General features: G+C 65.6%; 9 protein-coding genes. 1 reads left to right on the top strand and 8 read right to left on the bottom strand.

All coding sequences use genetic code 11. The annotated features are described in order from the left end of the window. Positions 1-45: 45 nt before the first annotated feature. From ACM42_RS32685 to ACM42_RS32710, 6 genes are all read right to left on the bottom strand, one after another. Positions 46-1,410: a M16 family metallopeptidase gene (locus ACM42_RS32685; protein ID WP_271531987.1), complete on the bottom strand. Its 1,365-nt coding sequence runs from the start codon at positions 1,408-1,410 to the stop codon at positions 46-48. Continuing rightward, on the bottom strand, positions 1,407-2,801 hold the full coding sequence (locus tag ACM42_RS32690; RefSeq protein WP_370119273.1) for a M16 family metallopeptidase: 1,395 nt from the start codon (positions 2,799-2,801) through the stop codon (positions 1,407-1,409). Before ACM42_RS32690 ends, ACM42_RS32685 begins: the two co-directional genes overlap by 4 nt. A 200-nt stretch (positions 2,802-3,001) precedes the next feature. Continuing rightward, on the bottom strand, positions 3,002-3,724 hold the full coding sequence (locus ACM42_RS32695) for a hypothetical protein (RefSeq protein WP_271531988.1): 723 nt from the start codon (positions 3,722-3,724) through the stop codon (positions 3,002-3,004). Positions 3,725-3,821: 97 nt separating this feature from the next. Next, on the bottom strand, positions 3,822-4,316 hold the full coding sequence (gene lspA / locus ACM42_RS32700) for a signal peptidase II (protein ID WP_271531990.1): 495 nt from the start codon (positions 4,314-4,316) through the stop codon (positions 3,822-3,824). A gap of 9 nt (positions 4,317-4,325) precedes the next feature. Next, positions 4,326-7,370: an isoleucine--tRNA ligase gene (ileS, locus tag ACM42_RS32705; RefSeq protein WP_271531992.1), complete on the bottom strand. Its 3,045-nt coding sequence runs from the start codon at positions 7,368-7,370 to the stop codon at positions 4,326-4,328. A gap of 203 nt (positions 7,371-7,573) precedes the next feature. Continuing rightward, positions 7,574-8,545 carry a bifunctional riboflavin kinase/FAD synthetase gene (locus tag ACM42_RS32710; protein ID WP_271531994.1) on the bottom strand — a complete coding sequence of 324 codons (972 nt, stop codon included), beginning with the start codon at positions 8,543-8,545 and terminating at the stop codon, positions 7,574-7,576. Between the two features lie 230 nt (positions 8,546-8,775). Here ACM42_RS32710 and ACM42_RS32715 point away from each other — a divergent pair, with 230 nt between their 5' ends. Continuing rightward, on the top strand, positions 8,776-9,171 hold the full coding sequence (locus tag ACM42_RS32715) for a response regulator (RefSeq protein WP_008567674.1): 396 nt from the start codon (positions 8,776-8,778) through the stop codon (positions 9,169-9,171). A gap of 139 nt (positions 9,172-9,310) precedes the next feature. Here ACM42_RS32715 and ACM42_RS32720 read toward each other — a convergent pair whose 3' ends face one another. Both ACM42_RS32720 and ACM42_RS32725 read right to left on the bottom strand, forming a co-directional pair. Continuing rightward, the gene (locus ACM42_RS32720) at positions 9,311-10,165 is read right to left on the bottom strand and encodes a TIGR01459 family HAD-type hydrolase (protein ID WP_271531996.1); all 855 of its coding nucleotides are present in this window, start codon (positions 10,163-10,165) and stop codon (positions 9,311-9,313) included. Between the two features lie 15 nt (positions 10,166-10,180). Then, positions 10,181-11,647, bottom strand: coding sequence for an EAL domain-containing protein (locus tag ACM42_RS32725; protein ID WP_271531998.1), 1,467 nt, complete (start codon positions 11,645-11,647; stop codon positions 10,181-10,183). Between the last annotated feature and the right edge of the window lie 54 nt (positions 11,648-11,701).

Here is an 11,701-nt window from a genome sequence, read left to right on the forward strand (position 1 = left end):
TGGCCGGGGAGAGCCCGGCCATTCAGGACGCGTAGGGAGAAGAGATCAGTTCGACTTCGGCGTCGCAGCCGCGGGTTGGGCCGCGGCCTGCGGGGCGCGGCCGACAATGACGGTCAGCAGCCCCTGGCCCCAGAGGCGCTTGGCGGCCGCCTTGGCGTCGTCCAGCGTCACGGCGTCGACGATGGCGTTGCGCTTCTCGATATAGTCGATCGGCAGCTTGTCCTGCTGATACTGCAGCAGCGCCTGTGCCAGCTTGGAAGAGGTGTCGAGCGCCAGCATCTGCGAGCCCTTGAGGTAGGACTTGGCCTCGTCGAGCTCCTTCTGCGTCGGGCCCTCCTCGGCCATGCGGCGCACCTCCTTCTCGATGGCGTCGATGGTGTCGCCGGCGCGGTCGGCGCGCGTGCCGGTGTTGCCGATGAAGATCGCCGAATGCTCCATCCAAAGCAGCGATTCGAACACCGAATAGGCCAGTCCGCGCTTCTCGCGGACCTCGCGATAGAGCCGGGAGGACAAGCCGCCGCCGCCGAGGATGTGGTTGACGACATAGGCCGCCATGAAGTTCGGATCGCTGCGCTTCACCCCGGGGCCGCCGAAGGTGATCACGGTCTGCGGCACGTCGAGCGTCACGAAGGTGCGTTGCGGCGGCTTCGCAGCCTCGACGTCGGGAACCGGCGTCAGATTGGCCTTGGCAGGCAGGCTGCCGAATGTGTGGTCGAGCAGCTTGCCCAGGGTCGCCGGATCGACGTCGCCGACGACCGCGATCTTCAGCCCGTCCTTGGCGAGGACGCGGCCGACATAGTCCCTCATGTCGGCGACCGTGATGGTCGGCACGCTGTCGAGGTTGCCGTTGGTCTGCCGGCCGTAAGGATGCTCGCCGAAGGCGACTTCCAGGAACTTGCGGCTCGCCAGCGAGGTCGGGTTGGTGGTCTCGCGGCGCAGGCCCGAGATGACCTGCGAGCGGATGCGTTCGACGTCGGCGGTGTTGAAATGCGGCGAGGTCAGCGCGCCCCTGAGCAGGTCGAAGGCCTCGTCCTTGTTGTCGCGCAGCATGCGCAGGCTGCCGCGAAACGTATCGCGTGTGGCGTTGAAGGAAAGCTCGATGGCACGGCGGTCGAGCCGTTCATGGAACGTCTTGGAGTCGAGATCGCCGGAGCCTTCGTCGAGGAGATCGCCGACCAGATTGGCGACGCCCGGCTTGTCTTTCGGGTCCTGGGACGAGCCGCCGGCGAAGGAATATTCCATCGCGATCAGCGGCACGGTCGCGTCCTGCACGAACCAGGCTTCGATGCCGCCGGGCGAGATCAGGTGCTGGATTTTTGCAGCGGCATGTGACGGCGAGATTGCGGCGAGCGCGAACGTCGCGCCGGTGGCAAGGGAGAATGCAACGCGTCGAAAGAAGGGATAGGTCACGAACGCTTCTCCTCGCGCTTGGCGGCAGCGGTGTCCTTGATCAGATAGCCCGTTACCGAGCGCTTCTTCTCGAGCCATTTCTGCGCGACGGCGCGAACCTGCTCGGCGGTGACGGCGCGGATACGGTCGGGCCAGCTCCTGATGTCCTCGATAGACAGGCCCGTGGTCAGCGCGCCGCCGTACCAGCGCGCCAGCACCGCCTGGTTGTCCTGGGCATAGATCGCCTCGGCGATGAGCTGGGTCTTCACGCGTTCCAGATCCTCGGCGCGGATCGGGTTCTGTGCAACGCTGGCAATGACGCCGTCGACCGCCTGCTCCACTTCTGCGAAGCTGACGCCGGACCTCGGCGCGGCCGAGATCGCGAACTGGGTCGGGTCGAGCGAGATGCTCGAATAGCTGGCGTTGGCGGAAACCGCGAGCGGCTTGTCGACGACGAGCGCGCGGTAGAGATAGGAATTGCTGCCGCTGCCCATCAGCTGCGCCAGCACGTCGAGGGCCGCGCTCTCGCCGGCTGCCGCCGTGGTCGCGGAGGGCACCAGATAGTAGCGCCGCATGCTCGGCTGCTCGACGCGCGGGTCGGCCAGCGTGACCGTGCGCGGGGCGGCGGGCTCCGGCTCCTGCGGACGGACGCGGCGTGCCGGGATCGCGGGCTGCGCCGGGATGGAGCCGAAATTGCGTTCGACCAGCGGGCGGATTTCGGCGGCGTCGACGTCACCGGCGATCACCAGGATCGCGTTGTTCGGCGCATAAAAGCGGCGATAGAAGGCAAGCGCATCCTCGCGATCGAGCTTTTCGATCTCCTGATGCCAGCCGATCACCGGACGCCCGTAGGGATGGTTGAGATAGAGCGCGGCCATGATCTGCTCGTTCAGCCGCGCATCCGGATTGTTGGCGACGCGCATGTTGTACTCTTCGAGCACGACGTCGCGCTCGGGCAGCACGTTCTCGTCCTTGAGGACGAGGCCCGTCATGCGGTCGGCCTCGAACTCCATCATGGTCGGCAACTGCTCTTTCGGCACACGCTGGTAGTAATTGGTGTAGTCGACCGAGGTCGAGGCGTTCTCGTTGCCGCCGACGCGAAGCACGGTCTGGGAAAATTCTCCGGCCGGATGCTTCGAGGTGCCCTTGAACATCAGGTGCTCGAGGAAGTGCGCGAGCCCGGATTTGCCTGGCGTCTCGTCCGCCGAGCCGACCTTGTACCAGATCATCTCGGTGACGACGGGCGTGCGGTGATCGGGGATTACCACCACCTGCATGCCGTTGCTGAGCGTGAAGCTGGCTGGCGGAGCCGAAGTTACCGTGGTCTGGGCGAGGGACGTGCCGGCTGAGAGGACACTCGTCGAAAGCAGCGCGGCAAGGAGGCAGGCAGCCGATCGGTAAGAGGACATCATGATCCTTTTGAAAGGCCGAGCCCGGATGTCCGGCTCGGAGGCACGGCATGCTACACCGTGCGGCTGAGGCTTCGCGTCACGAAGCAGAGAACGCATCTCGTAGGCAAGTTACTGATAGGCAATTTACGGCTGCGCCGGGCGCGCAGGGAGGCGCCGGCGCCGGCCTCGCTTTTGTCAGGATGTCGCAGTGGACAGGAACGCTATTGTTCCTTCTCCTTGCCGGACATGATGTCGTAATACATCCGCCGTGACTTGTCCGGCCCGGCGCCATAGGCGTAGTTCGGCGACGGCGTCTGGTAGCCCGGCGGCGGCTCGACCAGCGACTGGCGCGGCGGCTCCGACGTGAACTCCTTGGACTCGGAGCTGTTGCCGCCCTTCATCATGTTCCACAGACCGCCGGTGAAACCGAGTTCGGCGGGGCTCAGCGAGGGGTTGCCGTTGGTGCCCGGCTGAATCGGATCGTTGCTGGTGCGAGGCGCTGCCGCGACCTGGCCGGCCTTCATCTCGGCAGGGGTCAGCGGCTGGGCCGCCTGCCAGCTTTCCTGCACCTTGTTGGCCTTCTTGCGCGCGGCGATGGCTTCCTTGCGGCGCTTTTCTTCGGGGTCCTTGGGCCAGTTCGGCGCGGCCTTGGCTTCGGTCGCAGGCGGCGGCAGATCGAGCTTGGGCGGCACGACCAGCGGTGAGCGCTCGCGGTATTCGATGCCCTTCTTTTCCATGCTCTTGGCGCCGATGCCGGACATCAGATTGTCGATGAGCCTCTCTTCGAAGGTCATATCGTCTTCCTCGTCGTCGTCACCGGCGCGGGCCGCGCCGGTCGACATGACGAGACCGATGCCAAGTGCGACAGCGGACAATTTCAATGCCCGCCAGAGCCCCCACCGGGGGTCTCGCACCATCGAATCGCTGGTCATCGCGCTGCGCATTACTTTACCTGTTCCATATTGTGGCAGATCGCCGCGCGGACGCGGCTCTCATCCTCGCAAAGGCCGGGTTCCACCGCCGGGTCCGTATCGGCCGGGATCAGGGCGCTTTTGCGGCGGGTACCCCCAAGAAAGAATCATACAATAGCGCCGCCACCCCAGCAACGATGGCCACGTCCGCGAGGTTAAACACATACCAATTATAGGTTTTTCCGGCGATCTCGATGTGGAACAGGGCGAAATCCACCACGGCGCCATAGGCCAGGCGGTCGATGCCGTTACCGATGGCGCCGCCGATGATCAGGCCAAGCGCGATCGTAGCCAGCACCGTGTGCGAGCGGGCCATCCAGATCGCCAGCGCCACCACCGCGATACCTTTGACGGCCATCAGCGCGAGCTGCGCTGCCTGGCTGTCGTTCTGGAGCCAGCCGAAGCTGATTCCGATGTTCCAGGCCAGCACCAGGTCGAAGAACGGCGTCACCCGCACCGCGCCGCGATGGGCGAGGTCGAACACGTTCAAGAGCCACAGCTTCGAGGCCTGGTCGGCCACGAGTGTGACCAGGGCTGAGAGGATGCCGGCGCGGAACGGGGTCATGGTCCGGGATCAGACGCTCACCCCCAGCGCCTTCCATTCGCGCAGCGCCTTCGCGTCGCGCGGGGTGACGTCGGGGTATTCGGGGTCTTCGCCGACCATCGGCGAAATCTTCCAGGAGCGGGCGCATTTGGTGCCGACCGCCTTCTCCACCACGACCGCAACGCCGGGCACGGCATCGAGACGGAACGCCGAGGCCGGCGCCTCGCCCTCCCGCACCTCGTAGTTCGAGGTGATGCAGATCTCGGCGAGATCGGTGTCGAACAGCGTCATTAGCCTGTCGCGGTCGGCGACATAGATCACCGGCGAGGCTTCGAGCGAGGAGCCGATGTTCTTGGCGGCGCGTTCGAGCTCGAGCGCCCCGGTGACGACGCGGCGGACGTTGCGGATCGTCTCCCATTTCGCGGCGAGCCTGTCGTCGCGCAGGTCTTCGAGATCGGTCGGGAACAGCGTCAGATGCACGGACGCCTCTGCGTTGGGCCGGTACATGCGCCAGCCTTCCTCCGCGGTGAAGCTGAGGATCGGCGCCAGCCATTTCAGGATCGAGGCGCACAACAGGTCGATGGTCGTCAGCGCCGCCTTGCGCGTCAGCGAAGAGGGCGGATCGCAATAGAGCGTGTCCTTGCGGATGTCGAAGTAGAACGCGGAGAGCTCGCTGTTCAGGAAGGCGGACAGGATCGCGACCACGCTCTTGTAGTCGAACTCCCGATAGGCCTTGCCGATCGCGGCGGCGCGCACCGCGAGCTCGTGCAGCATCAGGCGCTCCAGCTCGGGCATCTCGGCGGGCGCGACGGCGTCGGCCGGCTTGTAGTGATGCAGGGTGCCCAGCATCCAGCGCACGGTGTTGCGCAGCTTGCGATAGGTCTCGACGGTGTTCTTCAGGATCTCGGGGCCGATGCGCTGGTCGTCGGTGTAGTCGCTGGATGCGACCCAGAGCCTCAAGATGTCGGCGCCGGACTCCTTGATGACGGCCTGCGGCTCGATGGTGTTGCCGAGCGATTTAGACATCTTGCGGCCGTCCTCGGCCTGGGTGAAGCCGTGGGTCAGCACGATGTCGTAGGGCGCGCGTCCGCGCGTGCCGCAGCTTTCCAGCAGCGAGGAGTGGAACCAGCCGCGGTGCTGGTCCGAGCCTTCCAGATACATCACCGTGTCGGTGCCGCCGTCGACCTTGCGCTTGATGCCGGCGAGGCCCGGGAAATGCACGGGGTCTTCGAGCACGAAGGCGTGGGTCGAGCCGGAATCGAACCAGACGTCGAGGATGTCGTCGACCTTCTGCCAGTCTTCGTTCGCGCGGGTCCCGAGGAAGCGCTCGCGCGCTCCCTTCGCGTACCATGCGTCGGCGCCTTCTTTCTCGAACGCTTCACCGATGCGCGCATTGACGGCCTCGTCCTGGAGGATTTCGGCGGAGCCGTCGCCCTTCTCGCGCACGAACACGGCGATCGGCACGCCCCAGGCGCGCTGGCGCGAGATCACCCAGTCCGGCCGCGCCTCGATCATTCCGTTGATGCGGTTCTCGCCCGATGGCGGCACCCATTGTGTCACCGAGATCGCGTGCAGCGCGCGGGCGCGCAGCGTGTCGCCGCTCTTCGTCTTGCCGCCCATCGCGATGTCCGTAGCCCCGGCTTTGCCCGGGGCGTCCACAATCGGCTTGTCCATCGCGATGAACCATTGCGGCGTATTGCGGAAGATCACCGGCTTCTTGGATCGCCAGGAGTGCGGGTATTGATGTTTCAGCCGGCCGCGCGCGAGCAGCATGCCTCTGTCGACGAGCGCCTTGATCACGGCCTCGTTGGCATCGCCCTTCTCGCCCTTGTCGTTGATGACGCGCTTGCCGGCAAAACCCGGCGCATGATCGGTGTAGGCGCCGTTCTCGTCGACGGTGTAGGGGATCGCGGTGTTGATGCCGCGCGCATCGAGATCGCGCGCCTGCGCCGTCCAGACATCGAAGTCCTCGCGGCCATGGCCGGGCGCCGTGTGTACGAAGCCGGTGCCGGTGTCATCGGTGACATGGTCGCCGGGCAGCAGCGGCACGACGAAGTCATAGCCGCCGCCAAGGCCCTTCAGCGGATGAGCGCATTCGATCGCGTCCATGGTGTCGCCGGGGACCTCGCGGACCTTCTCAAAAGCCGTCACGCGCGCCTGCTTGAAGACTTCTTCCGCGAGCGCGTCGGCGAGGATCAGGAGATCGCCGGTCTTGGCCCAATTGTCGGCGGGCGCCTCCGTCACCTTGTAGAGGCCGTAGGCGATCTTCGGCGAGAACGAGATGGCGCGGTTGCCGGGCAGCGTCCATGGCGTGGTGGTCCAGATCACGATGCTTGCGGAGGCGAGCGCACCGTGCGCGGGCGAGGTCACCGGGAATTTCACCCACACCGTATCGGAGGTGTGGTCCTCGTACTCCACTTCGGCTTCGGCCAGCGCGGTCTTCTCGACCACGCTCCACATCACCGGCTTGGAGCCGCGATAGAGCGTGCCGTTGGCGGCGAACTTCATCAGCTCCCGTGCGATCTGGGCTTCGGCGGGATAGCTCATGGTGGCGTAGGGATGGTCCCAGTCGCCGATCACCCCCAGGCGCTTGAACTCCTCGCGCTGGACGCCGAGCCAGTGCGTGGCATAGGCGCGGCACTCTTTCCGGAAATCGATCATTGCAGCGCTGTCGCGGAAGTCGGGCTTCTGCTTGCCCTTCTTGCGGTAGTGCTCCTCCTCGACCTTCCACTCGATCGGCAGGCCGTGGCAGTCCCAGCCCGGCACGTAGTTGGAGTCGAAGCCGAGCATCTGCTGGCTCTTGGTGACGAGATCCTTCAGGATCTTGTTCAGCGCCGTGCCGATATGGATGTTGCCGTTGGCGTAGGGCGGGCCGTCATGCAGCACGAACTTGGCGCGGCCCTTCGCAGCTTGGCGCAGCTTTTCGTAGAGGCCGATCTCGTACCAGCGCTTGAGGATCTCCGGCTCGCGCTGCGGCAGGCCGGCACGCATCGGGAATTCGGTCTGCGGCAGGAATAGGGTTTTCGAATAGTCTTTGGCTTCAGACTTTTGGGACTTCTGCGGCTTTTCGGACATGAGGCTGACTGGCTCGGAAGGGCGCGGGAACGGATGGCGATGCGGAATCGCGGGAGTGAAACGACAAAATCCCGGTCTTGCGCCGAGCCAAAGGCTCAGGCGGAAGCCGGGCCGCTAATCCCTATGATGCGCCGCGCAAACATGGGCTCTCCATAGCAGGGGGCTAAGGGAAGCGCAAAGGTTCGGGTGGCCCGGTTTCGGGCTCAATCGATCACGCCCAGCCTCGGAAACGCGTCCGGGGCGCCGGCCAGGATGGCGCGGGCGCGGGCGGAATCGTCGTCCATCTGGCGGATCAGGGCCTCCAGGCTGTCGAATTTCAGCTCTTCGCGGATGAAGCCGATGAAGGCGCAGTCGAGCAGCTGCCCGTAGAGGTCGCCCTTGAAGTCGAACAGGAAGATCTCCAGGAGCGGGGCGCCATTGTCGAAGGTCGGACGGCGGCCGAAGCTGGCCACCCCGTCCAGACGTTCGGCACCGCGGCCGACCCGCACCGCGTAGATGCCGTGCTTGAGCCCGCAATTGGCGTCCAGGCGAATGTTGGCGGTGGGATAGCCGAGGTCGCGGCCGCGCTTTTCGCCATGGATGACCTCGCCCGTAATGAACCAGGGTGCGCCCAGCATGGTGGTCGCGTCGTCGAGCTGGCCCTCGGCGAGGGCGATCCGGATCGCGCTGGAGGAGACGGGCCGCTCGTCGATATCGACATGCGGTTGCACGTCGACCTCGATGCCGAGCCGCGGCGCCTCGTTGACGAGAAGGCCCGGCGAGCCGACCCGCCCCTTGCCGAAATGGAAGTCGTAACCGACCGCGATGCCGCTGACGCCGAGGCGCCCGATCAGGTCATGGTGAATGAAATCTTGCGCGCTGGTTCCGGCACGCGCCTTGTCGAAGGTCATGACCACGGCGCCGGCCAGCCCGGTGCCGGCCAACAGCCGCAGCTTGGCCCGCTCGTCCGTCAGGCGGAATTGCGGGGTGTTGGGGCTGAAAAACCGCCGCGGATGCGGCTCGAAGGTCAATGCCAGTGCAGGGCGGCCATGCGTTCGGCCCATCTCCAGCGCTGCCGCGATCACGGCGCGATGGCCAAGATGAACGCCGTCGAAATTGCCCATGGCGACCACGGCGCCCCTCGGAATCGCGGAATCCGGCGTTGTGTCGCGGATAACGGTAAAAGGCGGAGCCATCAGGGGAAATTCTCGAACCGGGCAGGACCGGCCCGGACCGTGGCGCGACCGGCCTGACGGAGTCAAGCGGGGGGAGCGCAGAGATTGAACACGATTTCAGTCCTTTGGCGATGCCCGCAATTAACGCGCTGTTTAACGCCTTGATGCTAGTCCTTGAGGCGTGGAACTGCCGGGCTCCGGCTTGGCAGGTCTGATCCTAATATTCCTGGGTTTGCGTTGGGGGAGTCGAGATGGCGGTTGATTTGTCGATGCCGGTTCTGGTGGTAGATGACTACAGCACCATGATCCGTATCATCCGGAATCTGCTGAAGCAGCTTGGCTTCGAGAACATCGATGATGCCAGCGACGGTTCGGCAGCGCTGAACAAGATGCGTGGCAAGAAGTACGGGCTCGTGATCTCCGACTGGAACATGGAGCCGATGACGGGTTACGACCTCCTGCGCGAAGTCCGCGCGGATCCGAACCTCGCCACCACGCCTTTCATCATGATCACGGCAGAATCCAAGACCGAGAACGTGATCGCGGCCAAGAAGGCCGGCGTGAACAACTACATCGTCAAGCCGTTCAATGCGGCGACGCTGAAGACCAAGATCGAGGCGGTCTTCCCGGACATGGCGAGCGCGTAAGCGCTTTGGTGTCCCGGACAAGGAGCGGCACGCCAGTGACGCGACGCTGAGCCGGGACCCAGTCTATCCACGATATCACTTGCGGCTTCTGGACCCCGGCTCTGCAGCGCTTCGCGCTGCGTCCGGGGCACAGCATTTTCTACCACTTCAATTCGCGCATCAGCGCCTTCGGCGGGTGGCCGAACAATTCCATGACCGACGTCGGGTCGAGCTGGTCAAGACCCTCGAACTCCTCGGCATGGATGCCGCGGGTCACGAACAGGCAGTCGATGCCGAATTCGCGCGCGCCGGTCAGGTCGGTGCGGACGGAATCCCCGATCGCCAGCACCTTCTTGCGGTCGATCTGGTTGCCCTGGCGTTCCCCGGCGAGTGCCATGGCGCGCTCGTAGATCGGCCGGTGCGGCTTGCCGTAGAAGATCACCTCGCCGCCGAGCTCGCGGTAGAGCTCCGCGATCGCGCCGGCGCAATAGATCAGCCGGTCGCCGCGTTCCACCACGATGTCGGGGTTGGCGCAGACCAGCGTCAGCTTGCGCTCGCGTGCCTTCAGCATCATGCCGCGATAGTCTTCCGCCGTCTCGGTCTCGTCGTCATAGAGGCCCGTGCAGACGATGTAGTCGGCTTCCTCCAGCGGCGCGGTCACCGCATCGAGGCCGCGGTAGATCGAGTTGTCGCGCTCGGGGCCGAGCCAGAACATCTTGCGGCCGGGATGCTCGGCGACATAGAGCCTTGTCAGGTCGCCTGAAGATACGATCGCGTCATAGGTCTCATCGGGGACACCGAGCTTGCGCAATTGCCGCTGCACGGAGTCGGCCGGGCGCGGCGCGTTGGTGATCAGGATCACCGTACCGCCGCGGCTGCGATAGGTGTGCAGCGCCTCGCAGGCTTCGGGGAAGGATTCCAGCCCGTTATGGACCACGCCCCAGATGTCGCTGAGCACGACGTCCACACCGCCCACGAGCTCGCGCAGGCCTTCGGCAAAATGCAGCGTGGTCATGATCTGCGCGGCCGATCAGATGCGGCGCGCGAGCGCCGCGTTGCCGGTGATGCGTTGTGGCGGAGGCGCGGAAGACGTCGCGCCTGAGCTGGGTGTGCCGGAGCCATGAGGTCCCTGAATGTCTTTCGTCTGGTTCGGCGGGGCCCCGGCGGTAGCAGATGCCCCCTCCGGCCGCAATGGCCGCGGCGGCGCGAACAGGAACCCCTGTCCGAAGCGCACATCGTAGTCGAGCAGGTCGACCACCGCGCGCTCGCCTTCGATCCGCTCGGCGATCAGGTCGATGCCGAAGCGGCCGAGCAGGTCGGAGAGATCGGAGGGGTGGATGTCCGAGGTCGAGGCCTGCCTGGGATCGAGCAGCAGCGTGGCCGGCACCTTGATGAAGCGTACCCCGCGATCGGCCAGTTCGCGCGGCTCGATGCGCAGATCCGTGACATGGTCGATCGAGAAACGGAAGCCGCGCTGGGCGAGCGCCGCGAGATTCTCGGTCTCGGCGGGGCCGAGATTGCGGAACGTCGACTGCTTGAACTCCAGCACCAGGGAGGGCGCCAGCGCCCGGTTGGCTTCGAGGAAGTCGAGGCATTGCGCGAAGGTGGTGGAATTGCCGAGCGTGGAGGCTGCGAGGTTGCAGAACACGCCGACGTCCTTGTTGCGCACCATCAGGCGCCGCAGCACCTGCACGCAGCGCAGCATCACCATGTTGTCGATGCGCCCGATCAGGCCGGAGGCTTCCGCGATGCTGATGAACTCCTCGGCGGTGATCAGCTGGTCGCGCTCGTCGCGCAGGCGCGTCACCGCCTCGTAGAACCGCACCTTGCGCTGCGGCAGCGTCACCATCGGCTGCAGGAATATGTCGATGCGGTTCTCGTCGATTGCATTGCGCAGCGTCGCCAGCAACTGGGTCTGGCTGCGTCCGTTGCCGGTTTGAACCGGGTTGGCGGGCTGGGCCTGGACCGCCGGTGCCGGCCGGGGCGGCGCGGGCAGCGGGGGAGCGGCGACCGGCTTCTCCTCGAAGGGGGCAGCCAGATCGATCGGCGTCTCCGGCTCAGACCTCGTGACCGGGGCGGGAGCCGGCGCGTTGCCGGCCAGCAGATCCTCATGGGCCGACACGGTGGTGGCAAGCTGCCTGACCAATCCGCCGAGTTCGTTGATCTCGCCGATGACCGACTGGACGCGGTCGGAGTTGGCCGAATTGGACGAGGCGATGCGACCCTCGATCGCGGCAAGCCGGCGCCCGAACTCGGCCACCTGGCGGGCGAGGTCGGCGGTGCCCCGCGAGAGGTCGGCGATCTGGCCGCCGACGTCGCTGCGGTCGCGCAGCCGCATCGACACCGCATTGTAGAGGATCAGGAACGTCAGCGCCGTCAGCGCGACGATGGCCGATTCCGTTCCGCTGATGCCGGCGACCGAATACAGCACGAGCCCGAGCGAGGCCGCGACCAGGACCATGCAGATGGCGATGAAGATCGTCGAAATGCGAATCATGCCGCGCGTATGCCTCAAGAGCTGACTGCCTCACCGGGAAAACACGGGTCGCGC

Origin of the sequence: Bradyrhizobium sp. CCBAU 25338 (assembly GCF_028128965.1) — a bacterium.
Taxonomy (GTDB): Bacteria; Pseudomonadota; Alphaproteobacteria; order Rhizobiales; family Xanthobacteraceae; genus Bradyrhizobium; species Bradyrhizobium liaoningense.